At 73.4% G+C, this 23,136-nt stretch carries 18 protein-coding genes and 1 tRNA gene; 13 read left to right on the top strand and 6 right to left on the bottom strand.

Annotated features, from left to right (window positions below; translation table 11 throughout):
• Positions 1-21: 21 nt before the first annotated feature.
• The 11 genes from hisI (at position 22) to ACI795_RS07930 (ending at position 15,633) form a co-directional block, all read left to right on the top strand.
• On the top strand, positions 22-390 hold the full coding sequence (hisI, locus tag ACI795_RS07980) for a phosphoribosyl-AMP cyclohydrolase (RefSeq protein ID WP_457074937.1): 369 nt from the start codon (positions 22-24) through the stop codon (positions 388-390).
• Complete coding sequence (locus ACI795_RS07975) at positions 377-1,876, top strand: anthranilate synthase component I (RefSeq protein ID WP_457074936.1); 1,500 nt, start codon at positions 377-379, stop codon at positions 1,874-1,876. The genes hisI and ACI795_RS07975 overlap by 14 nt, the downstream gene beginning before the upstream one ends.
• Positions 1,873-2,481, top strand: coding sequence for a Trp biosynthesis-associated membrane protein (locus ACI795_RS07970; RefSeq protein WP_457074935.1), 609 nt, complete (start codon positions 1,873-1,875; stop codon positions 2,479-2,481). The genes ACI795_RS07975 and ACI795_RS07970 overlap by 4 nt, the downstream gene beginning before the upstream one ends.
• Positions 2,482-2,613: 132 nt before the next feature.
• The gene (gene trpC / locus ACI795_RS07965; protein ID WP_457074934.1) at positions 2,614-3,423 is read left to right on the top strand and encodes an indole-3-glycerol phosphate synthase TrpC; all 810 of its coding nucleotides are present in this window, start codon (positions 2,614-2,616) and stop codon (positions 3,421-3,423) included.
• A gap of 87 nt (positions 3,424-3,510) precedes the next feature.
• Positions 3,511-4,869 carry a tryptophan synthase subunit beta gene (trpB, locus tag ACI795_RS07960; RefSeq protein WP_457074933.1) on the top strand — a complete coding sequence of 453 codons (1,359 nt, stop codon included), beginning with the start codon at positions 3,511-3,513 and terminating at the stop codon, positions 4,867-4,869.
• Positions 4,866-5,666, top strand: a complete 801-nt coding sequence (gene trpA, locus ACI795_RS07955; protein WP_457074932.1) for a tryptophan synthase subunit alpha — start codon at positions 4,866-4,868, stop codon at positions 5,664-5,666. The genes trpB and trpA overlap by 4 nt, the downstream gene beginning before the upstream one ends.
• On the top strand, positions 5,663-6,664 hold the full coding sequence (gene lgt / locus ACI795_RS07950; RefSeq protein ID WP_457074931.1) for a prolipoprotein diacylglyceryl transferase: 1,002 nt from the start codon (positions 5,663-5,665) through the stop codon (positions 6,662-6,664). The genes trpA and lgt overlap by 4 nt, the downstream gene beginning before the upstream one ends.
• Before the next feature lie 397 nt (positions 6,665-7,061).
• Positions 7,062-11,735 carry a glutamate synthase large subunit gene (gene gltB / locus ACI795_RS07945; RefSeq protein ID WP_457074930.1) on the top strand — a complete coding sequence of 1,558 codons (4,674 nt, stop codon included), beginning with the start codon at positions 7,062-7,064 and terminating at the stop codon, positions 11,733-11,735.
• On the top strand, positions 11,728-13,215 hold the full coding sequence (locus ACI795_RS07940) for a glutamate synthase subunit beta (RefSeq protein ID WP_457074928.1): 1,488 nt from the start codon (positions 11,728-11,730) through the stop codon (positions 13,213-13,215). Before gltB ends, ACI795_RS07940 begins: the two co-directional genes overlap by 8 nt.
• 106 nt (positions 13,216-13,321) lie before the next feature.
• The gene (gene pyk / locus ACI795_RS07935; protein ID WP_457074927.1) at positions 13,322-14,737 is read left to right on the top strand and encodes a pyruvate kinase; all 1,416 of its coding nucleotides are present in this window, start codon (positions 13,322-13,324) and stop codon (positions 14,735-14,737) included.
• On the top strand, positions 14,734-15,633 hold the full coding sequence (locus tag ACI795_RS07930) for an acyl-CoA thioesterase (protein WP_457074926.1): 900 nt from the start codon (positions 14,734-14,736) through the stop codon (positions 15,631-15,633). Before pyk ends, ACI795_RS07930 begins: the two co-directional genes overlap by 4 nt.
• Before the next feature lie 16 nt (positions 15,634-15,649).
• Here the strand turns inward: ACI795_RS07930 and ACI795_RS07925 are convergent, their stop codons facing one another.
• Positions 15,650-17,332 carry a pyridoxal-dependent decarboxylase gene (locus ACI795_RS07925; RefSeq protein ID WP_457074925.1) on the bottom strand — a complete coding sequence of 561 codons (1,683 nt, stop codon included), beginning with the start codon at positions 17,330-17,332 and terminating at the stop codon, positions 15,650-15,652.
• A 104-nt stretch (positions 17,333-17,436) separates the two neighbouring features.
• Positions 17,437-17,513: transfer RNA gene (locus ACI795_RS07920), tRNA-Leu, on the bottom strand.
• A gap of 69 nt (positions 17,514-17,582) precedes the next feature.
• On the opposite strand from ACI795_RS07920, the gene ACI795_RS07915 reads away from it, so the two are divergent.
• Positions 17,583-18,197 carry an ANTAR domain-containing response regulator gene (locus ACI795_RS07915; RefSeq protein ID WP_457074924.1) on the top strand — a complete coding sequence of 205 codons (615 nt, stop codon included), beginning with the start codon at positions 17,583-17,585 and terminating at the stop codon, positions 18,195-18,197.
• 310 nt (positions 18,198-18,507) lie between these two features.
• Positions 18,508-19,848: an ABC transporter substrate-binding protein gene (locus ACI795_RS07910; RefSeq protein WP_457074923.1), complete on the top strand. Its 1,341-nt coding sequence runs from the start codon at positions 18,508-18,510 to the stop codon at positions 19,846-19,848.
• Between the two features lie 63 nt (positions 19,849-19,911).
• On the opposite strand, the gene ACI795_RS07905 is transcribed toward ACI795_RS07910, so the two are convergent.
• From ACI795_RS07905 to ACI795_RS07890, 4 genes are all read right to left on the bottom strand, one after another.
• Positions 19,912-20,175 carry a hypothetical protein gene (locus tag ACI795_RS07905; protein ID WP_457074922.1) on the bottom strand — a complete coding sequence of 88 codons (264 nt, stop codon included), beginning with the start codon at positions 20,173-20,175 and terminating at the stop codon, positions 19,912-19,914.
• 86 nt (positions 20,176-20,261) lie between these two features.
• The gene (locus ACI795_RS07900; protein ID WP_457074921.1) at positions 20,262-21,122 is read right to left on the bottom strand and encodes an ABC transporter ATP-binding protein; all 861 of its coding nucleotides are present in this window, start codon (positions 21,120-21,122) and stop codon (positions 20,262-20,264) included.
• Positions 21,119-22,144, bottom strand: coding sequence for an ABC transporter ATP-binding protein (locus tag ACI795_RS07895; RefSeq protein WP_457074920.1), 1,026 nt, complete (start codon positions 22,142-22,144; stop codon positions 21,119-21,121). The genes ACI795_RS07900 and ACI795_RS07895 overlap by 4 nt, the downstream gene beginning before the upstream one ends.
• Entirely contained in the window at positions 22,134-23,132 is a 999-nt protein-coding gene (locus ACI795_RS07890) for a branched-chain amino acid ABC transporter permease (RefSeq protein ID WP_457074919.1), read from the bottom strand. Before ACI795_RS07890 ends, ACI795_RS07895 begins: the two co-directional genes overlap by 11 nt.
• Positions 23,133-23,136: the final 4 nt, after the last annotated feature.

Genomic DNA, 23,136 nt, shown 5'->3' with positions numbered 1-23,136 from the left:
GCGGGTGGGACGATCAGCGGCATGTCCGCCCCCTCCGATCCCCGGCTCGACCCGGCGGTCGCCGACCTGCTCCGCCGCGACCCCGCCGGCCTGGTCGCCGCCGTTGCCCAGCAGCACGACACCGGCGAGGTGCTCATGGTCGCCTGGATGGACGACGAGGCCCTGCGCCGCACCCTGGCCACCGGCCGGGCCACCTACTGGTCGCGCAGCCGGCAGGAGTACTGGGTGAAGGGCGAGACGTCGGGCCACCGGCAGCGGGTGCGCGAGGTCCGGCTGGACTGCGACGGCGACGCGCTGCTGCTGCTCGTCGACCAGGAGGGCCCGGCCTGCCACACCGGCGAGCGCAGCTGCTTCCACCGGGAGCTGGAGGTGCAGCATGCGGCTGGGTGAGACCTCGCCGACGGCGACGGAGTTCGCGGCGCTGGACGCTGCCGTCGTCCCGGTCACCCGCCGGCTGCTGGCCGACAGCGAGACCGCGGTCGGCCTGTACCGCAAGCTGGCCCGCAACCGCCCCGGCACGGTTCTGCTCGAGTCGGCCGAGCAGGGCAAGCAGTGGTCCCGGTACAGCTTCGTCGGGGTGCGCAGCGCCGGCACGCTCACCGAGCGCGACGGGACGACGGTGTGGCTGGGCGACCCGCTGCCCGGGCTCACCGACGACCTGCCCGCCGACCCGCTGGCCGCCGTCCGCACGCTGGCCCGGCGGCTGCGCTCGCCACGCACGCCGGGGCTGCCGCCGCTCACCGGGGGCCTCGTCGGCTACCTCGGTTACGACGTCGTCCGCCGGCTGGAGCGGCTGCCGGACACCAGCACCGACGACCTGGGCATGCCCGAGCTCGCGCTGATGCTCGTCACCGACCTGGCCGTGCTCGACCACACCGACGGCACCGTGCTGCTCATCGCCAACGCCCTGGGCACGGGGGCGGCGGCGCACGCCGACGCCGTCGCCCGGCTCGACGCGATGGCCGCGGACCTGACCTCGGCGGTGCCGCCGTCGGTGGCCACGCTCGCCACCGCGGACGCCCCGCCGGTCAGCAGCAACATGGCGCCGGGGGTGTACGAGGCCGGCGTGGAGCGGGTGCGGGAGCACGTGCGCGCGGGGGACGTCTTCCAGGCCGTGCTCGCCCAGCGCTTCGAGCTGGCCACCGAGGTCGACGCGCTGGACCTCTACCGGGTGCTGCGGGCCAGCAACCCCTCGCCGTACATGTACCTGCTGCGCTTCGCCGGCCGGGAGTCGCCGTTCGACGTGGTCGGCTCCTCGCCGGAGGCGCTGGTGACGGTGACGGGGGAGCGGGCCGTGGTGCACCCGCCGGCCGGCACCCGTCCCCGCGGCGCGTCGCCGGAGGAGGACGTGCGCCTGACCGAGGAGCTGCTCGCCGACCCCAAGGAGCGCGCCGAGCACGTGATGCTGGTCGACCTGGCCCGCAACGACCTGGGCCGGGTCTGCGTGCCGGGCTCGGTGGAGGTCGCGGACTTCATGCGCGTGGAGCGCTACAGCCACGTCATGCACCTGGTGTCGACCGTCGCCGGGCAGGTGGCGCCGGGTCGCGACGCCCTCGACGTGTTCGACGCGACGTTCCCCGCCGGCACCGTCTCCGGGGCGCCCAAGCCGCGGGCGATGGAGGTCATCGAGTCCCTCGAGCCGACCCGGCGGGCGCTGTACGCGGGCACCGTGGGCTACGTCGACGCCAGCGGCGACATGGACATGGCCATCGCCATCCGCACCGCGGTGCTGCACGACGGCCGCGCCTACGTGCAGGCCGGCGCCGGGATCGTCGCCGACAGCGACCCGGCCACCGAGGAGGCCGAGACCCGGCACAAGGCGCGGGCGGTGCTGTCGGCGATCGCGACGGCCGAGGGGCTGCGGGAGCTCCCGTGAACGGTGCCTCGGGGGCGCGGCGGGAGCTCACGTTCGCGGTGCTGGGCAGTGCGCTGGCCGGCGGGTTGGCGCTGTCGGCGTCCGGCCAGCCGTGGGCCGACGTCACGATCGTCCGCGAAGCGCCGCTGCCGCCGGTCGCCGCGGTGCTCACCGGCGCCGACGCCGCCCCGCTGGTCGCCGCCTGCGGGCTGCTGCTGCTCGCCGCCGCCGTGGCGGTGGTCGCCGTCCGGGGCGTCGGCCGCGTCGTCGTCGGCCTGCTCGTCGCCGTCGCCGGCGGTGCGCTGACCTGGTCGGCCGTCCGGGCGGTGCGGGGCGGGCTCTCGGAGGCCTCCACGGAGCTGCCCGGGGTCGGGCCGGGGCCCGGGCCGGTGACCGTCGACGTGGCGGCCGGCTGGCCCGCGGCCGCCGGCGCCGCGGGGGTACTGGCCGTCCTCGTCGGCCTGCTCGTGGTGCTGCGCGGCGGGAGCTGGCCGGGCATGGGCCGCCGGTACGAGCGCACGGCGCCCGGTGCGCCGCCGGCCCGGTCGGACCGCCCGGCCACCGACGAGGACCGCCACCAGGCGGCCTGGAAGGCGCTGGACCGGGGCGAGGACCCGACAGTGTGAACCCTCCGGTCGGGCAGCGCGCGCCCGGCCCCCGACCGGAGCACCGCGGTGCCGCCTCTACAGTGATCTCACCGACTCCGAGTGGTGGGGAGTCGATCCGAGGCCGATGATGTGGGGTTGCGAGGAGGGGTCATGAGCGTCCTCGACGACATCGTGGCGGGCGTCCGTGAGGACGTCGCCGCGCGGCAGGCCGCCGTTCCGCTCCCGGAGGTGCAGGCCGCCGCCCGCGACGCCCGCCCGGCGCTGGACGCCCTCGCGGCCCTGCGCGCGCCCGGGGTCGGGGTGATCGCCGAGGTCAAGCGCAAGAGCCCCTCCAAGGGTGCACTGGCCGAGATCACCGACCCCGCCGCGCTGGCCGTGCAGTACGCCGCCGGTGGTGCGCGGGTGATCAGCGTGCTCACCGAGGGCCGCCGGTTCGGCGGCTCGCACGCCGACCTGGCCGCCGTCCGCGCCGCCGTCGACGTCCCGGTGCTGAACAAGGACTTCGTGGTCAGCAGCTACCAGGTGCACGAGGCCCGCGCCCACGGCGCCGACCTGGTGCTGCTGATCGTCGCCGCGCTCGAGCAGCCGGTGCTCACCGGCCTGCTGGAGCGGATCGAGTCCCTGGGCATGACGGCGCTGGTCGAGGTGCACAGCGAGGCCGAGGCCGACCGGGCGCTCGCCGCCGGCGCCTCGGTGATCGGGGTCAACGCCCGCGACCTCACCACGCTGTCGGTCGACCGCTCCACCTTCGAGCGCATCGCCCCAGGGCTGCCCAGCGAGGTGGTCAAGATCGCCGAGTCCGGCGTCCGCGGGCCGCACGACCTGATCAGCTACGCCGGCGCCGGTGCCGACGCGGTGCTCGTCGGCGAGGGCCTGGTAACCGCCGGCGACCCGCGGCAGGCCGTCGCGGACCTGGTCACCGCCGGTTCGCACCCGGCCACCCCCCGCACGACCCGCTGAACCGTTCCGGGGACCCGTGCCCGGAGACCGCATACGTCGTGTCAAGCTGGGCACGTGACCCTCTCCGCGCACCCTCCGGCCCCTGACGTGAGCACCCCTGCTCTCGACGTCACGGCGCGCCCGGAGTGGCCCGACGCCACCGGCCACTTCGGTCCCTACGGCGGTCGGTTCGTCCCCGAGGCGCTGATCGCCGCTCTCGACGAGCTGACCGAGGCCTACGAGGCGATGCGGGTCGACCCCGCCTTCCTCACCGAGTTCGCCGAGCTGCAGCGCGACTACACCGGGCGGCCCAGCCCGGTCACGGCCGTCCCGAAGTTCGCCGAGCACTGCGGCGGCGCCACCGTGCTGCTCAAGCGCGAGGACCTCAACCACACCGGATCGCACAAGATCAACAACGTGCTGGGCCAGGCGCTGCTGACCAAGCGGATCGGCAAGAGCCGGGTCATCGCCGAGACCGGCGCCGGCCAGCACGGCGTCGCCACTGCGACCGCCGCGGCGCTGATGGGGCTGTCCTGCACCATCTACATGGGCGAGGAGGACACCCGGCGCCAGGCGCTGAACGTCGCCCGGATGCGGTTGCTGGGTGCCGAGGTCGTCCCGGTCACCACCGGCTCGCGCACCCTCAAGGACGCCATCAACGAGGCGTTCCGCGACTGGGTCACCAACGTGGAGACCACCAACTACGTCTTCGGCACCGTCGCCGGCCCGCACCCCTTCCCGGCGATGGTCCGCGACTTCCAGCGGGTCATCGGCGACGAGGCGCGCGGCCAGCTGCTCGACCGGCTGGGCCGGCTGCCCGACGCGGTGCTCGCCTGCGTCGGCGGCGGCTCCAACGCGATCGGCATCTTCACCGCGTTCGTCCCCGACGAGGGCGTGCGGCTGATCGGCCTGGAGGCCGGCGGTGACGGTGTGGAGACCGGCCGGCACGCCTCGTCGATCACCGGGGGCGTCCCCGGCGTGCTGCACGGGGCCCGCAGCTACCTGCTGCAGGACGAGAACGGGCAGACCATCGAGTCGCACTCCATCTCGGCCGGTCTGGACTACCCCGGCGTCGGGCCGGAGCACTCCCACCTGCACGACGTCGGGCGGGCCGAGTACCGGCCGGTCACCGACGCGCAGGCGATGGAGGCCTTCGCGCTGCTGTGCCGCACCGAGGGGATCATCCCGGCGATCGAGTCCGCGCACGCCCTCGCGGGGGCGATGCAGGTAGGCCGCGAACTGGCGGCCCAGGGGGCCGGTGGGCGGGGAGGGGAACCGCCGGTGCTGCTGGTGAACCTCTCCGGCCGCGGGGACAAGGACGTGGAGACCGCCTCGGCCTGGTTCGGGCTCGGCGACCGCGAGGAGGTCGACCCCGGCCCCGGGATGGACACCGACCAGCAGCCCACCGAGGGCGCGGTCGCCAACGGCGAGGCCGTTCCCGGCGAGCAGGCGGGGGAGCAGGCATGAGCCTGCTCGCGACCCGGATCACTGCGGCCCGCGCCGAATCGCGGGCGGCGCTGATCGCCTACCTGCCGGTCGGCTACCCCGACGTCGACGGGTCGATCGAGGCGATGGTCGCCGCCGTCGAGGGCGGCGCCGACATCGTCGAGATCGGCGTGCCGTACTCCGACCCGGGCATGGACGGGCCGGTCATCCAGCAGGCCGTGGACGTCGCCGTCCGGGCCGGCGTGGGGATGGCCGACGTGCTCCGCGCCGTCCGGGCCGTGGCCGACGCCGGCGCGGTGCCGGTGGTGATGAGCTACTGGAACCCGATCGAGCGCTACGGCGTCGACCGGTTCGCCGACGACCTGGCCGCCGCCGGGGGAGCCGGGGCGATCACCCCCGACCTCATCCCCGACGAGGCCGGGCCCTGGATCGCGGCCACCGACCGCACCGGGCTGGACCGGGTCTTCCTGGTCGCCCCCTCGTCGACCGATGCCCGGCTGGCAACCACCGCCGCGGCCTCCCGGGGCTTCGTCTACGCCGCCTCGACCATGGGGGTCACCGGCACCCGGGCCACGGTGGGCGACGCCGCCGAGCGGCTGGTCGCCCGCACCCGCGCGGTCGCCGAGCTGCCCGTCTGCGTGGGGCTGGGCGTCTCCGACGCCGACCAGGCCGCGGAGGTCGCCGGCTTCGCCGACGGCGTCATCGTCGGCTCGGCCTACGTCCGCCAGCTGCTCGAGGGGCGCGGTCCCGACGGCGTCCGGCGGCTGTCCCAGGACCTGGCCGAGGGCGTGCGCCGCCGGCCGGTGGTGCTGTCGTGACCGTGCTCGCCGCGATCCCCAGTCCCACCCAGGCCGTCTGGGAGATCGGGCCGTTCCCGCTGCGCGCCTACGCGCTGTGCATCATCGCCGGCATCGTGCTGGCCGTCCTGATCTCGGAGCGGCGCTGGGTCGCCCGCGGCGGCGCACCCGGTGACGTCCTCGACATCTCCATCTGGGCGGTGCCGTTCGGCATCGTCGGCGGCCGCATCTACCACGTGCTCACCACGCCGCAGCCCTACTTCGGTGAGGGCGGCGACCCGCTGCGGGCGATCGCGATCTGGGACGGCGGCCTCGGCATCTGGGGCGCCATCGCCCTCGGCGGTGTCGGCGCCTGGATCGCCTGCCGCCGGCGGGGCATCCCGCTGCCCGTCTACGCCGACGCCATCGCCCCCGGCATCGTCGTCGCGCAGGCGGTCGGCCGGCTGGGCAACTGGTTCAACAACGAGCTCTACGGCCGGGCCACCGACCTGCCCTGGGCCCTCACCATCCACCGCTGGGACCCCTCGGTCGGCCGCGCGATCACCGGGCCCGACGGGCGGGCGGAGGTGCTGGGCACCTTCCACCCGACCTTCCTCTACGAGCTGCTGTGGAACCTCGGCGTCGCGGCGCTGGTCGTCTGGGCCGACCGCCGGTTCCGGCTCTCGCACGGGCGGGCCTTCGCCCTGTACGTGGCGGCCTACTGTGCCGGCCGGCTGTGGATCGAGATGCTCCGGATCGACACCGCCGAGGAGTTCCTGGGGCTGCGGCTCAACGTCTTCACCTCGATCATCGTGGGCCTGCTCGCGGTGGCCTACCTGGTCTGGCAGCGCGGTCGCCCGCGCGAGGTGATCACCCGGGGCCGGGACGCCCGGGCGGCGGCCGAGCCGGCCGCCAGCGGTGACGAGGCAGGTCGCCCGACCGGTGACCGGGCCGGGGCGGGTCCCGCGTCGGACGCCGGCACCGGCTCCACGGCAGCCCGGGCCGGTGGGGACGAGACCCGGGGCCCGGCACCGGGCTGAACCGTGGCCTGCGGGGCGGTTCGGCGTCGCCGGAAGAGAGATGTGCGACATCAGATCGACATGTCCCGCAGGTGACGGTGCTGTGTACGCTCCTTGTCGGCCGACCAGTGATCCTGGGCCGGCCGGCGACGTCGGAACCGGGCCAGCGCTGCCCCGCGCACGACCTCCCCGCGGACACCCGACCGCGGGACCGCGGGTCTGCAGGCCGTCCGGACGAACCGAGTCCGCCCGATCTGCGCGGCTCCACCCGTCGGACCGCTCCGGTCCTCCCCGCACCGATCCTCCCTGCACCACCCACCCGCTCTGACCACCCGGCGGGGTCCTCGCGACCCCCCGCACCGCGCCCGGGCCCGGCTCCGCCGGACGGGCGTCGCGGCCAGCCGACGACGGGAGTGACATGTCTGACCTCGCCGCCCCCAGCCGCCTCGCCGGCACCGACGCCCAGCCGGCGCCGGTCGCCTTCTCGGCGCTCCCCGCCGCCACCGGCCTCTACGACCCGGCCCGCGAGCACGACGCGTGCGGCGTGGCCTTCGTCGCCGACGCCCGCGGTCGCCGTTCCCGGTCCATCGTGGCGGCCGGGCTGACCGCCCTGCACAACCTCGACCACCGCGGCGCCGCCGGGTCCGAGCCGAACTCCGGTGACGGCGCCGGGATCCTCACCCAGGTGCCCGACGCGCTGCTGCGGGCCAGCGTCGACTTCGACCTGCCGCCGCTGGGGGAGTACGCGGTCGGCATCGCCTTCCTCCCCGGCGACGAAGCCGAGCGGGCCACCGTCGTCGACGGGGTCGCCGCGCTCGCCGCGGAGGAGGGGCTGACCGTGCTCGGCTGGCGCGAGCTGCCGGTCGACCCCGACGGCGCCGACCTCGGCCCCACCGCCCGCCGGGTCATGCCCTTCTTCGCGCAGCTGTTCGTCGCCGAGACGATCGGCGCGCGGGCCGACGCGCAGGCCTTCGGCGGCACCGCCGCCCCGCACGGGGTCACCCGGCTGGAGCGGCGCTCGTTCGTCCTCCGCAAGCGCATCGAGCGGGCCGCCCGGGACGCCGGCACCAACTGCTACATCGCGTCGCTGTCGGCGCGCACCATCACCTACAAGGGGATGCTGACCACCGACCAGCTGCCGGCGTTCTTCCCCGACCTGCGCGACGAGCGCTACGAGTCGGCGATCGCCCTGGTGCACAGCCGGTTCTCCACCAACACGTTCCCGAGCTGGCCGCTGGCCCACCCGTTCCGCTTCATCGCGCACAACGGCGAGATCAACACGATCAAGGGCAACCGCAACCGGATGCGCGCCCGCGAGGCCAAGCTGGAGACCGAGCTGTTCGACGGTCCGGCCGGCCCGGCGAGCGAGCTCGGCCTGGAGCGGATCTTCCCGGTCACCGCCAGCGACTTCAGCGACTCGGCGACCTTCGACGAGGTCCTCGAGCTGCTGCACCTGTCCGGCCGCTCACTGCCGCACGCGGTGCTGATGATGATCCCCGAGGCGTGGGAGAACCACGCCGAGATGGACGCCGCTCGCCGGGCGTTCTACCGCTTCCACTCCTCGATCATGGAGCCCTGGGACGGGCCGGCCTGCGTGGCCTTCACCGACGGCACGCTCATCGGCGCCGTGCTCGACCGCAACGGCCTGCGCCCGGGCCGCTGGTGGCGGACCAAGGACGACCTGGTCGTGCTGGCCAGCGAGGCCGGCGTGCTGGACATCCCGGCGTCGGAGGTCGTCGCCAAGGGCCGGCTGCAGCCGGGCCGGATGTTCCTGGTCGACACCGCCGCCGGCCGGATCGTCTCCGACGAGGAGGTCAAGGGCGAGCTGGCCACTGCCGAGCCCTACGGCGACTGGCTGCACGCCGGCCTGGTGCACCTGCCGCAGCTGCCCGAGCGCCGCCGCGCCCGGCCCAGCCACGAGTCCGTCGTCCGCCGCCAGCTCCTCTTCGGCTACACCGAGGAGGAGCTGCGCATCCTGGTGCAGCCGATGGCCGCCAGTGGCGCCGAGCCGATCGGCTCGATGGGCACCGACACCCCGATCGCCTCGCTGTCGGACCGGTCCCGGCTGCTGTTCGACTACTTCACCCAGCTGTTCGCGCAGGTCACCAACCCGCCGCTGGACGCGATCCGGGAGGAGCTGGTCACCAGCCTGGGGCGCACCTTCGGCCCCGAGCAGAACCTGCTCTCGGCGACCCCGGCCTCCTGCCGGCAGGTGTTCCTGCCGTTCCCGGTGATCGACAACGACGAGCTGGCCAAGATCCTGCACATCGACGACGACGGCGACCTGCCCGGGTTCGCCGCCGTGCGGATCACCGGCCACTTCGACGTCAACGGCGGGGGCACGGCCCTGGCCCAGGCGATCACCGAGCTGCGCACCAAGGTGAGCAAGGCCATCGCCGCCGGCGCCCGGGTCATCGTGCTGTCCGACCGGGACTGCGACGAGAAGCGCGCGCCGATCCCGTCGCTGCTGATGACCGCCGCCGTCCACCACCACCTGGTGCGCGAGCGCACCCGGATGGAGGTCGGCCTGGTCGTCGAGTCCGGCGACTGCCGCGAGGTGCACCACATCGCCCTGCTGCTGGGTTACGGCGCGGCCGCGGTCAACCCCTACCTGGCGTTCGAGAGCGTCGAGGACCTGATCCGGTCCGGTCAGCTCACCGGCATCCAGCCGGCCCAGGCCGTGCGCAACGTCGTCAAGGCCATGGGCAAGGGCGTGCTCAAGGTGATGAGCAAGATGGGCATCAGCACCGTCGGCTCGTACACCATGGCGCAGATCTTCGAGACCGTCGGCCTGTCCAAGGACCTCGTCGACGAGTACTTCACCGGCACGTCGGCCACCCTCGACGGCGTCGGGCTGGACGTGCTCGCCGAGGAGGTGGCCATGCGCCACCGGCGGGCCTACCCGAGCAACCCCACCGAGCGCGCCCACCGGCGGCTGGAGACCGGCGGGGAGTACCAGTGGCGCCGTGAGGGCGAGGTGCACCTGTTCAACCCCGAGACGGTGTTCCTCCTCCAGCACGCCACCCGCTCCCGGCAGTACGAGGTCTTCCAGCGCTACGCCGACACCGTGGACGGCCTGTCCGCCGAGGCGGCGACCCTGCGTGGGCTGTTCCGGTTCAGGACCGGTGCGCGCCCCGCGGTGCCCCTGGAGGAGGTCGAGCCGGTCAGCGAGATCGTCAAGCGCTTCCAGACGGGGGCGATGAGCTACGGCTCCATCTCCGCCGAGGCGCACGAGACGCTGGCGATCGCGATGAACCGGCTCGGGGGCCGCTCCAACACCGGCGAGGGCGGTGAGGACCCCGATCGCTTCACCCCCGACCCGAACGGCGACCTGCGGCGCAGCTCGATCAAGCAGGTGGCCAGCGGCCGCTTCGGTGTGACCAGCGAGTACCTGGTCAACGCCGACGACATCCAGATCAAGATGGCGCAGGGCGCCAAGCCCGGCGAGGGCGGCCAGCTGCCCGGCAGCAAGGTGTACCCGTGGGTGGCGCGGACCCGGCACTCCACGCCGGGCGTGGGGCTGATCAGCCCGCCGCCGCACCACGACATCTACTCGATCGAGGACCTCAAGCAGCTCATCCACGACCTCAAGAACGCCAACAACGAGGCGCGGATCCACGTCAAGCTGGTCTCCGAGACCGGCATCGGCACGGTGGCCGCCGGCGTCGCGAAGGCCAAGGCCGACGTCGTCCTGGTCTCCGGGCACGACGGCGGCACCGGTGCCGCGCCGCTGACCTCGCTCAAGCACGCGGGCACCCCCTGGGAGATCGGCCTGGCCGAGACCCAGCAGACGCTGCTGGCCAACGGGCTGCGCGACCGGATCGTCGTGCAGGTCGACGGGCAGATGAAGACCGGGCGCGACGTCATCGTGGCGGCGCTGCTGGGGGCGGAGGAGTTCGGCTTCGCCACCGCCCCCCTGGTGGTCGAGGGCTGCGTGATGATGCGCGTCTGCCACCTGGACACCTGCCCGGTGGGCGTGGCCACGCAGAACCCGGAGCTGCGCAAGCGGTTCACCGGCAAGCCGGAGTTCGTGGTCACCTTCTTCGAGTTCATCGCCGAGCAGGTGCGCGAGCAGCTGGCCCAGCTGGGCTTCCGCACCCTCGACGAGGCGGTCGGCCACGCCGAGCTGCTCGAGGTGGCGCCGGCGGTCGACCACTGGAAGGCCGCCGGGGTCGACCTGACGCCGATCCTCGCCGTTCCGGAGCTGCCCGAGGGAGCGGCCCGCCGGCAGGTCACCGCCCAGGACCACGGTCTGGACGTCGCCCTGGACCAGACGCTGATCCAGCTGTGCGAGGGAGCGCTGCTCGACGCCCGCCCGGTGCACCTGGAACTGCCCGTCCGCAACGTCAACCGCACCGTCGGCACGATGCTGGGGTCGATGGTGACCCGCCGCTTCGGTGGCGCGGGCCTGCCCGACGGCACGATCGACCTGACCTTCACCGGGTCGGCCGGTCAGTCCTTCGGCGCGTTCCTGCCCCAGGGCATCACCATGACGCTGCTCGGCGACGCCAACGACTACGTCGGCAAGGGCCTGTCCGGCGGGCGGATCGTGGTGCGGCCCGCGCCGGAGTCCGGCTTCGCCGCCGAGGACAACGTCATCGCCGGCAACGTCATCGGCTACGGCGCCACCACGGGGGAGCTGTTCCTCCGCGGCCGGGTCGGCGAGCGCTTCTGCGTGCGCAACTCCGGTGCGCTGGCGGTCGTCGAGGGCGTGGGCGACCACGCGCTGGAGTACATGACCGGCGGCTCGGCGATCATCCTGGGGCCCACCGGCCGCAACATCGCCGCCGGCATGTCCGGGGGGATCGGCTACGTGCTCGACCTCGCCCGGCACCGGGTGAACCCGGAGATGGTGGAGGTCGAGCAACTGGACGGCGAGAGCTCGCTGTGGCTGCGCGACGTCCTCACCCGCTACCGGGAGGCGACCGACTCCACGGTGGCCGCTGCCCTGCTCGCCGACTGGGGTCGGTGGTCGGAGCGGTTCAGCGTGATCATGCCGCGTGACTACCGGCGTGCCCTGGAGGCCCGACGGGCCGCCGAGGCCGCCGGGTACGACGTGGACCGAGCTGTGATGGAGGCGGCACGTGGTTGATGCGACGGGTTTCCTGAAGTACGACCGGCAGTTGCCGCCGCGGCGGCCGGTCGACCTGCGACTGCTGGACTGGAAGGAGGTGTACCTCAACCGGGACACCGGTGAGGACGCCGTCTTCCCCGTGCCGGCCCTGCGCGAGCAGGCGGCGCGCTGCATGGACTGCGGCATCCCCTTCTGCCACCACGGCTGCCCGCTGGGCAACCTCATCCCGGAGTGGAACGACCTCGCTCGCCGGGACGACTGGCAGGAGGCGATCGAGCGGCTGCACGCCACCAACAACTTCCCCGAGTTCACCGGGAAGCTGTGCCCGGCGCCGTGCGAGGCCGCGTGCGTGCTCAACCTGGAGAACTCCCCGGTCACGATCAAGCAGATCGAGTGGGAGATCATCGACCAGGCGTTCGTCAACGGCTGGGTCACGCCGCAGCCGCCGGCGGAGCTGACCGGCAAGAAGGTCGCCGTCGTCGGCTCCGGGCCGGCGGGGCTCGCCGCCGCCCAGCAGCTGACCCGGGCCGGTCACGAGGTGACCGTCTTCGAGCGGGACGACCGGATCGGTGGGCTGATCCGCTACGGCATCCCCGAGTTCAAGATGGAGAAGCGCCACCTGGACCGGCGGCTGGACCAGATGCGCGCCGAGGGCACCCGGTTCGTCACCGACGTCAACGTCGGCGGGGACGGCCCCGACGACGTCTCGGTGGAGCGGCTGCGCGCGGACTTCGACGCGGTCGTGCTCGCGATCGGCACGCCGGTGGCCCGTGACCTGCCGCTGCCCGGCCGCGAGCTGCCCGGGGTGCACTTCGCCATGGAGTACCTGCCCGACGGCAACCGCCAGGCGCTCGGCGAGCTCGAGCACCCGGCGATCGACGCCCGGGACAAGCACGTGGTGATCATCGGTGGCGGGGACACCGGCGCGGACTGCCTGGGCACCGCTCACCGCCAGGGCGCGGCGTCGGTGGCCCAGCTGGACTACAAGCCGGCCCCGCCCGGCACCCGCCCGCAGGACAACCCGTGGCCGACCTACGAGATGATCCTGCGGGTGTCCCCGGCCCACGAGGAGGGCGGCGAGCGGCTGTTCGCGGTCAACACCGAGGGGTTCGTCGCCGGGGACGACGGCCGGGTGGCCGGCGTCCAGGTCTCCGACGTCCGGCTCGTCAACGGCCGCCGGGAGACCGTCGAGGGCACCACGCGGGTGCTCCCGGCCGACCTGGTGCTGCTGGCGCTGGGCTACACCGGCCCGCAGACCACCGGGCTGGTCGAGCAGCTGGGCTGCGCGGTCACCGAGAAGGGCGCGGTCGCCCGGGACGGCGACTACATGTCCACGACGCCGGGCGTCTTCGTCGCCGGCGACATGGGCCGCGGTCAGTCGCTGATCGTCTGGGCGATCGCCGAGGGGCGGGCTGCCGCTGCCGCCGTCGACACCTGGCTGACCGGCGCCTCGATGCTGCCCCGCCCGGTCACGCCGACGGCGGTTCCCCTGCGCTGACCTGCCGCCTGACCAGCGCAGACGTCCCAGACGACTAGGCCCCTCCGGGGGGACACGGCCGACCCGTGCGGCGTGTCCCCCCGGGGGGTCGACTAGTTTCAGTGCCATGTCTCGCCGCGCCAAGATCGTCTGCACGTTGGGGCCGGCGACCGGCACCCCGGAGCAGGTCACCGCCCTCGTCGAGTCCGGGATGGACGTCGCCCGGCTCAACTTCAGCCACGGCAAGCACGCCGACCACGAGAAGGCCTACCGCCTGGTCCGGGAGGCCTCGGACAAGGTCGGCCGCGCCGTCGCCGTCCTCGCCGACCTCCAGGGCCCGAAGATCCGGCTGGGCACCTTCACCGAGGGCAGGGTGGAGTGGCCCACCGGCGCCCGCGTCTGCATCACCGTCGAGGACGTCGAGGGCACCGCCGAGCGGGTCTCGACCACCTACAAGGACCTGGCCAACGACGTCCGCGTCGGTGACCGCCTGCTGGTCGACGACGGCAAGCTCGCGCTGGCCGTGGCCGAGGTCGACGGCCCGGACGTGTGGTGCCTGGTCCTCGAGGGCGGGCCGGTCTCCAACAACAAGGGCCTGTCCCTGCCGGGCGTCGCCGTCAGCGTCCCCGCGATGTCGGACAAGGACGAGGAGGACCTGCGCTTCGCCCTCTCCCTGGGGGTCGACTTCATCGCCCTGTCCTTCGTCCGGTCCCCCCGGGACGTCGAGCTGGTCCGCGAGGTCATGGCCCAGGAGGACGTGTTCGCCCCGGTCATCGCCAAGCTGGAGAAGCCCGAGGCGGTGGAGAACCTGGAGGCGATCTGCGACGCCTTCGACGGCATCATGGTCGCGCGCGGTGACCTGGGCGTGGAACTGCCGCTGGAGCAGGTGCCGCTGGTCCAGAAGCGCGCGGTGCAGGCCGCGCGTGAGCGCAACAAGCCGGTCATCGTGGCCACCCAGATGCTCGAGTCGATGATCGAGAATTCCCGGCCCACCCGCGCGGAGGCCTCCGACGTCGCCAACGCCGTCCTCGACGGCGCCGACGCGGTGATGCTGTCGGGGGAGACCTCGGTCGGCAAGCACCCGATCGCCGCCGTCCGAACGATGGAGCGCATCATCGCCGCGGTCGAGACCGACGAGATCCTCGCCCCCCAGCTGGTGCACGCCTCGCGGTCCCGCCCCGGCGCGATGGTCCGCGCGGCCAAGGACATCGGCGAGGCGCTCGACGTGTCCGCGCTCGCCGCCTTCACCTCGACCGGCCGCAGCGCCCAGCGGCTGGCGGCGCTGAAGACCCGGCTGCCGATCCTCGCCTTCACCAACGAGCCGCGGGTGCGCAACCGGCTGGCGCTGTCGTGGGGCGTGGAGACGTTCATCGTGCCGACGGTCGAGCACACCGACGACATGGTCGCCCAGGTGGACTTCTCGCTGCTGTCCATCGGCCGGCTGCGCGAGGGCGACCAGGTCGTCGTGGTGGCCGGCTCCCCGCCCAACACCGCCGGGACGACCAACCTCGTCCGGGTGCACGAGGTGGGAACGCAGGCGTGACCGCGGCAGCGGCGTCGTCGGGGGAGGGGGCGGCCCCCACCCCGGCGGCCGAGCTCATGGTCGTCCTCGGCCTGGAGGAGCGTGCCCCCGACCTCTTCGTCGGCACGACCCCGACGACGCCGCTGCAGCGCATCTTCGGCGGCCAGGTGGCCGCCCAGGCGCTCGCTGCGGCGAACGCCACGGTGCCGGCCGACCGGCCGGTGCACTCGCTGCACTCGTACTTCCTCCGACCGGGCGACCCGCACGAGGAGATCCGCTACGAGGTGGACCGGATCCGTGAGGGCCGGTCGTTCAGCACCCGCCGGGTGGTCGCCCGGCAGACCCGCAAGGGCGAGGACGTCGCCATCTTCGCGCTCACCGCCGACTTCACCGCGGGGGAGCGGGCGGTGGTGGAGCACTCCCTGCCGATGCCGGAGGTGCCCGGCCCCGACGGGCTGCCCGGCCTGCCCGAGGTGCTCGCCGCCCATCCCGACCGGGCGCAGGGCGCCCGTGCGCTCAACCGGGCGGTCGAGTCGCGGTACCTGCGCGACCCGTACGACCCGGAGCCGCGGGCGCCGGGGGACACCGCGTTCCGGGCCTGGTTCCGGGTGGCCGGGCGGCTGCCCGACGACGACAACGTGCACGCCGCGGCGCTCACCTTCGTCAGCGACCTGACCCTGCTCTCCGCCGGGCTGGCCCGGATCGGCGGCGGCTGGGGCGGGTCGATCGTCGGCGCGAGCCTGGACCACGCGGTGTGGTTCCACCGGCCTGCGCGGGCCGACGAGTGGTTCCTCTACGAGACCGACAGCCCGGCCGCGGCCAGCGGCCGCGCGCTGTGCTTCGGGCAGATCTGGTCCGCCGACGGCACCCACGTGGCCACCGTCGCCCAGGAGGGGCTCATCCGCTCGCTCGGCTGAGCCCCTCCCGGCCTGGTCACTCGTCCGGGGTGGGCTCGCCGTCCAGCTCGGACTGGGCGGCCGCCTGCTCGGTGGTCTCGTCCCCGGCGGCGGGCGTCTCGACCACCGGCGTCGGCTCGCCGGCTGCCTGCTCGGCCGCCGCCCGGCGGTCGGCCTCCTCCCGCTCGGCGGCCGCCCGGCGGTCGGCCTCCTCGCGCTCGCGGCGCTCGGCCTCCTGGCGCTCCCTGGCCTGCTCGGCGAAGTCGTTGGCCAGCCAGTCGTGGCCCTCCACCAGCAGCGCCCAGACCCGCTCGACGTGCTGACGGGCGGTCGCCGGCGCGCCGATCGCGATCCGCAGCACCGCGGCGCCGGCCACCGTCGTGTGGGTCAGGAAGACCTCGCCGCCGTCGTTGAGCCGCTCCAGCAGGGTCATCGTGGCGACGTCGGCGTCCACGCCGTCGGCCCAGCGGGGGCGTAGGCAGACCAGCGACAGCGGGTGCGGGGCGACGACCTCGAAGCGGTCGTCGGCCGCGGCCCAGGCCGCGAGCTCCTGGGCCAGGGCTACGTGGCTCCGGACGTGCTCGCGCAGCCCCTCCGCCCCGTACCAGCGGAGCACGAACCACAGCTTCAGCGCGCGGAACCGGCGGCCCAGCTCGATCTGCCAGTCCCGGTAGTCGACGACCGCCCCGGTCTCGGTGGCGGCGTTGCGCAGGTACTCCGGAAGGATCGACAGCGCGCCGGTGAGGGCCGCGCGGTCGGCCACCCAGAACAGCGTGGCGTCGAAGCCGGTGAGCAGCCACTTGTGCGCGTCGGTGGTGTAGCTGTCGGCCCACTCCACCCCGGCCTGCAGTGCGCGCAGCTCCGGTGCGACCGCGCTGACCCCGGCGTAGGCGGCGTCGACGTGCAGCCACACCCCGAACCGCTGGCACACCGGGCCGATCTCGGCCAGCGGGTCGATCGCCGTCGTCGAGGTGGTGCCCACCGTGGCGCAGACCAGCACCGGGGTGAAGCCACGGGCGGCGTCCCGCTCCAGGCGTGCGGCCAGGGCGCCGGGCCGCATCGCCAGCTGCTCGTCGACCTCGACGATGCGGATCGCCTCGGTGCCGAGGCCGGCGATCCGCACGGCCTTCTCCATCGAGCTGTGCGTCTGGGCGGAGACGTAGACGGTGTACTCCTCGGGGAGCACGCCGTGGCGCAGCGTGGCGCCCTTGCTGGCCCGGTGCAGGGCGGCGAGCAGTGCCACCAGGTTGGCCCCGGAGCTGGAGTCCTGGACGACGCCGCCGCCGGTGCCGGTGGAGCGGAAGGACTCCGGCATCCCGAGCAGCTCGGCCAGCCAGTCCATGACGTGCTGCTCGAGCTCGGTGGCGGCCGGGCTGGTCACCCAGGACATGCCCTGCACGCCCAGGCCCGCGCTCACCAGGTCGCCCAGCACCGAGGGGCCGGAGGTGTTGGCCGGGAAGTAGCCGAAGAACCCGGGGTGCTGCCAGTGGGTGAGGCCGGGGACGACGACGCGGTCGAGGTCGGCCAGCACCGCGCCGAACGGCTCGCCCTGCTCGGGCGCCTGCGGGGGGAGCGCGGCACGGACGTCCCCGGGGGAGACCTGCGATCGCACCGGGAGCGAGGCCGGGTCCTCCTGCAGGCGTCCCCAGTAGTCGGCGATCCAGTCGACCACCTCGTGGCCGTGCTGGCGGAACTGCTCGGGGGTCATGTGGCCGGTCACGACAGCCAACTTAGGGGGCGCCACGACGGACCACTGCGTGCCCCCGGTGCGACTCGAACGCACACTGCGCGGGTTGTGGATCGCTGCAGTTCTCACTGATTGCCTGGTGCCCCCGGTGCGACTCGAACGCACACTGCGCGGGTTTTGAATCCGCTCCCTCTGCCGATTGGGGTACGGGGGCCAACTCGACTGGGTGGCCCGCAGCCTATCCGGCTCGGGTTCCGCTCCTGCGGTCGATAGGATGATCTCCGTGAGCAACGAGCCGACCCGGGTCCTCATCGCCGAGGACGAGGCGCTGATCCGCCTCGACCTCAAGGAGATGCTCGAGGAGGAGGGGTACGTCGTCGTCGCCGAGGTCGGCGACGGGCAGGCCGCCGTCGAGCAGGCCGAGCAGCTGCGCCCCGACCTCGTCGTCCTCGACGTGCAGATGCCCGTCCTGGACGGCATCGCCGCCGCGGAGCAGATCGCCAGCGCGCGCATCGCGCCGGTCATCGTGCTCACCGCCTTCAGTCAGCGGGAGCTGGTCGAGCGTGCCCGCGACGCCGGTGCGATGGCCTACCTGGTGAAGCCGTTCTCCAAGAACGACCTGGTGCCCGCGATCGAGGTCGCCGTCGGCCGCTTCCAGGAGATGCACGCCCTGGACGCCGAGGTCGCCGACCTGAAGGAGCGCCTGGAGGCGCGCAAGGTCATCGAGAAGGCGAAGGGCCGGCTGATGACCGAGCGCGGGATGACCGAGGCCGAGGCCTTCCGGTGGATCCAGCGCACGGCGATGAACGAGCGCACCTCGATGCGGGCGCTGGCCGAGGCGATCATGGCCACCGAGGTCGACGACGCCGCCCCGGCCGGGGGACAGCCCACCGCCTGACCCCGCCGCGACCCCAGGACGGCCGCCGGCTCCGCGAACCCGCGGACCGGCGGCCGTTGCGTTCCCCGGGCAGGTGACGGTGGTCGCCTGGCAGCTGTGGTGCGCGCCACCCGCGTTGCGTGCGTGTGTCGGCGTGTCCCACGGTGTGGCACGCCGGAGTCGCCCAGGTCACAACGTCATCACGGTGCACTGAGCAGGGCTGGTGGCCGCCGGTGCGGCAGTTAGGTTCTCCGCACCGACCGGCCGGCCGGTGGGCTGACCAGCCCACCGGGACCGGCGACCACGCACGCACCCCACTGGGAGTTCCTTGATGCGCACCCGCACCACCGCTCGCGCGATCGCCCTGTCCGGTGCCGCCCTGCTCGCGCTGACCGCCTGTGGCGGCGGCAGCGACGACGGCGGCGACTCCGGCAGCGGCGGTGGCGACGCGAGCGGCGAGAAGCAGGTCAACGTCTACGGCACCGACGGCAACATGGGCAACGCCCTCGGCGAGGACTTCTCCGAGCAGGGCGCGCTGGCCGGCATGTCGGGCACCACGCCGCTGACCAACCTCTCCGGTGACTTCCGTGACCGGCTGCTCACCGTCGACCCCGACCTGCAGGACTTCAACTACGCCGGCGAGTCCTACGACGCCGTCGTCCTCAGCGCGCTGGCCGCGCAGATGGCGGGCAGCAACCAGGCGAGCGCGTTCGCGCCGTACATCAACGGGATCACCTTCGGCGGCGAGAAGTGCACCGACTTCGCCTCCTGCCTGGAGATCATCAACGCCGGCGGCAACCCCGACTACGACGGCATCACCGGCCCGCTGGCCTTCGCCGACCCCGGTGAGCCCGCCGAGGCCAGCTTCGGCATCCTGTCCTTCGAGGACGACAACACCATCGACCCGGAGAACAACGACTACGTGTTCGCCGGCGACGAGGCGAACGCCGCCAGCGACGAGGGTCCGGACCCCGTTGCGCCCGGCGCCACCGGCGACCAGCTGGTCATCGGCACCCTGCTGCCGGAGACCGGTGACCTCGCCTTCCTCGGCCCGCCGGAGTTCGCCGGCGTCGAGCTGGCGATCAACGAGATCAACGAGGCCGGTGGCGTCCTGGGCCAGGACGTGCGGCTGGTCAACGGTGACTCCGGTGACGCCTCCACCAACACCGCCACCCAGACCGTCGACCGCCTGCTCAACGAGGGCGTCAACGCCATCATCGGCGCCGCGTCCTCCACGGTGAGCCTCACCGTCATCGACCAGATCGTCGGCGCGGGCGTGGTCATGTTCTCCCCGGCGAACACCTCCGACCAGTTCACCACCTACGCCGACAACGGCCTGTACTTCCGCACCGCCCCGCCGGACACCCTGCAGGCGCGTGCGCTGGCCGACCTGATCCTCCAGAACGGCGACAACTCGGTCGGCATCCTGGCCCGCAACGACTCCTACGGCACCGGGCTGGCCGACAACACCGTCCAGAACCTGATCGACTCGGGGGTCCCGGAGGACGCCATCCGCAGCGTCACCTACGACCCCACGGCGGCGAACTTCGACGCCGAGGTGCAGCAGATGGTCGACTTCAACCCCGACGGCATCGTCGTCATCGGGTTCGACGAGTCCGCCCGCATCATCCAGGGGCTCAACGCGCAGGGCATCGGCCCGGCCCGCGGCTGACCCGCTCGCTCCACCTGCGGCCCGGTGCCCCCTCGGGGGTGCCGGGCCGCAGTGCGTCCCGGGTCAGCCGCGGGCGACCCGGCCGGTCGCCAGGACGTTGCCGGTGGCGACGGCGACCCGGGCGGTGTCCACCCGCAGCAGGCGGCGGTGTCCCGCGGCGGAGGAGCCCTGCCCAGCCGCCGGTGCCGCGGCAGGAGCGCCGCGGTGGAGAGTGGGGAGGCCTCGGCGGGGAGGGCGGTGACTGGGGGGGACCACCCCGCGTACCGTCCACTGCGGCCCGGCGCAGGCCGCGACGAGCGCGAGGTGCAGCGCCGGCAGCACCGTCACCGCTGCCGCGCCTCCCCGCGCCGCCCCCGGACGCACGACGGCGCCGCCCCCCGCGTGGGGGACGGCGCCGTCTGCCGGGCCGAGGGCTACTGGGCCTTCGCCAGCGTGCCGAGGTAGAGCTCGATGACCTTCGGGTCGTGCATCAGCGACTCACCGGTGTCGGTGTAGGCGTTGCGGCCCTGGTCGAGGACGTAGCCCCGGTCGCAGATCTGCAGGCACCGGCGGGCGTTCTGCTCGACCATGATGATCGAGACGCCGGTGGCGTTGATCCGCCGGCAGCGGATGAACACCTCGTCCTGGTAGGCCGGCGACAGCCCGGCGGACGGCTCGTCGAGCAGCAGCACCGACGGGTCCATCATCAGCGCGCGGCCCATCGCCACCATCTGCCGCTCACCACCGGACAGCGACCCGGCCTTGCCCTTGCGCCGCTCGCCGAGCAGCGGGAACAGGTCGACGACGTAGTCGAAGCGGTCCTTGAACGTCTTGGGCCGCAGGTAGACGCCCATCTGCATGTTCTCCTCGATGGTCAGCGAGGGGAACACGTTGTTGTTCTGCGGCACGTAGCCCACGCCCATCGACACCAGCCGGTGCGCGGGGGCGCCGGTGATGTCCTCGCCGCGCAGCGTGACCCCACCCGAGCGCACCGGGATGAGCCCGAACAGGGTCTTCAGCAGCGTCGACTTGCCGGCGCCGTTCGGGCCGATGATGCCGACCAGCTCGCCGTCCTGCAGGTAGAAGTCGCACCCGCGCAGGATGTTGACCCCCGGCACATAGCCGGCGACCAGCTCGTCGGCGCGCACCAGGGCACCCTCGGCCAGGCGCACGTGCTCCTCGCGGGTGGCCGCCTTCTCCGCGGGGGAGAGCTCGCCGGCCGCGGCGGCCGGGCCCTTCCCGGACTCGACCTGGAACATCGGGTCCTCGCTGGCGGGGTCGTCCAGAGTGCTCATCGGTGCGTCCTCCCCGAGCCGTCCCGGCCCTCTTCGCGGGCGATGATCTCCTCGTCCTCGGCGAGGATCCGGTCCTCCTCCTCGATCGTCAGCGGGGCGTCGTGGTGGGCGCCGAGGTAGGCGTCGACCACGGCCCGGTTCTGCGAGATCGACTCCGGGGGCCCCTCGGCGATCACCTTGCCCGCGGCCATCACCACGACCCAGTCGCTGATGTCCCGGACGACGTCCATGTCGTGCTCGACGAAGATCACCGTCATGCCCTCCTCGCGGAGGTCCTTGACGTGGCCGAGCAGGCTCTGGGTGAGCGCGGGGTTCACCCCGGCCATCGGCTCGTCGAGCATGACGACCTTCGGGTCGCTCATCAGCGCCCGCGCCATCTCCAGCAGCTTCCGCTGGCCGCCGGAGAGGCTGCCGGCGAAGTCGTCCTTCTTGGCGTCGAGCTTGAACCGCCGCAGCAGCTCCATGGCCCGCTCGGTGTTCGCCGTCTCCTGCTTGCGCCAGGTGACCGGGAGCAGCGCCTTGAGGAAGCTCTCGCCGCTCTGCCCCTGGGCGCCGAGCAGCATGTTCTGCAGCACGGTCAGCCGGGACAGCGCCTTGGTGAGCTGGAAGGTGCGCACCACGCCCAGCCGGGCGACCTGGTGCGGCGACAGCTTGCCCAGGTCGCGCCCGTCGAAGGACCAGCTGCCGGTGTTCGGCTGGTCGAACCCGGTGAGCAGGTTGAACAGCGTCGTCTTGCCGGCACCGTTGGGTCCGATCAGGCCGGTGATGCCGCCCCGCTGGACCTCCAGGTGGTCCACCGAGACCGCGGTCAGGCCACCGAACGTGCGGGTGACCCCGTCGACGACGATCGCCGGGTCGGGCTTGGCGACGCCGACCTCCCAGGGGAGGTCCCGCAGCGCGGCCTGGGCCAGTCGCTGGGGTGCTGCCCGGTGCTGGCCGCTGCCGGCCCGGGCGAGCTCCTCGGGCTGGGCAGCGTGGGCGCCGTGCGGCTGCGCCCCGGGGGACAGGGGGTCAGCGGGCATCGAGCATCACCTCTCGTCGGTCACCGAAGATGCCCTGCGGCCGGAACACCAGCAACAGCATCAGGCCGAGCCCGACCAGCACGAACCGGATCTGGGCGACGTCGGTGGACGTCAGCAGCTCGTCGGGGATCAGGCCGTTGGAGATCAGCGAGCGGAGGCCGGTGTCGGCGAACTGCAGGATGAACAGCAGCAGCATCGACCCGATGACCGGGCCCAGCACGCGCGCCGCGCCGCCGAGGATGAGGGCGGCGTAGGCGAGGAAGGTGTTGGCGTTCTGGTACTGGTCGGGGATCGCCGAGCCGGTGCCGACGGCGTAGACCATGCCGCCGAACGACCCGATCACCCCGCCGAGCACCAGGGCCTGCATCTTGTAGGCGTAGACGTTCTTGCCCAGCGACCGGACGGCGTCCTCGTCCTCGCGGATCGCCTTGAGCACCCGGCCCCAGGGGCTGCGCACCAGCTGCCAGACCAGCAGGGTGCACAGCGCCACGACGATCCAGCCGACCAGGGCGATCCAGAGCTCACCGCCGCTCCAGCGGGTGCCGAGGATCGAGTACCGGGCGGAGGTGTCCCACGGGGCCAGGTCGTAGAAGGACCCGTTGAACGCCGAGAGCCCGCGGGTGCCGCCGGTCACCTCGGTCGCCGACACCGAGCGGAACAGCAGCCGGAGCCCCTCGGCGGTGGCGATGGTGACGATCGCCAGGTAGTCGGCGCGCAGCCGCAGCGTGGGCAGGCCCAGCAGCAGGGCCAGGACGACGGCGGCGACGACGCCGACCAGCACGCCGACCCAGAAGGGCAGCCCCCACTGGCTGACCGAGATGGCGATGCCGAAGCCACCGAGCATGGCGAAGGCGATCTGCCCGAAGTTGAGCAGGCCGGTGTAGCCGAAGTGGACGTTGATGCCGATGGCGAGCAGGGCGAAGAAGATCGCCTGGAACCCGACGGCGGACTTGAGCGCGACCGCCAGGGCGTCGATGAGGTCGGCCATGCGC

The organism is Modestobacter sp. SYSU DS0290 (assembly GCF_054050955.1).
Note: the sequence above shows the minus strand (reverse complement) of the source record. Positions and strands in the feature narration are given on the sequence as shown.

Coding starts and splice junctions, on each gene's coding strand:
- hisI (WP_457074937.1), top strand. CDS start 22: ATGTCCGCCCCCTCCGATCCCCGGCTCGACCCGGCGGTCGCCGACCTG.
- ACI795_RS07900 (WP_457074921.1), bottom strand. CDS start 21,122: ATGAGCACTCTGGACGACCCCGCCAGCGAGGACCCGATGTTCCAGGTC.
- ACI795_RS07910 (WP_457074923.1), top strand. CDS start 18,508: ATGCGCACCCGCACCACCGCTCGCGCGATCGCCCTGTCCGGTGCCGCC.
- ACI795_RS07975 (WP_457074936.1), top strand. CDS start 377: ATGCGGCTGGGTGAGACCTCGCCGACGGCGACGGAGTTCGCGGCGCTG.
- trpA (WP_457074932.1), top strand. CDS start 4,866: ATGAGCCTGCTCGCGACCCGGATCACTGCGGCCCGCGCCGAATCGCGG.
- pyk (WP_457074927.1), top strand. CDS start 13,322: ATGTCTCGCCGCGCCAAGATCGTCTGCACGTTGGGGCCGGCGACCGGC.
- ACI795_RS07890 (WP_457074919.1), bottom strand. CDS start 23,132: ATGGCCGACCTCATCGACGCCCTGGCGGTCGCGCTCAAGTCCGCCGTC.
- ACI795_RS07895 (WP_457074920.1), bottom strand. CDS start 22,144: ATGCCCGCTGACCCCCTGTCCCCCGGGGCGCAGCCGCACGGCGCCCAC.
- trpC (WP_457074934.1), top strand. CDS start 2,614: ATGAGCGTCCTCGACGACATCGTGGCGGGCGTCCGTGAGGACGTCGCC.
- gltB (WP_457074930.1), top strand. CDS start 7,062: ATGTCTGACCTCGCCGCCCCCAGCCGCCTCGCCGGCACCGACGCCCAG.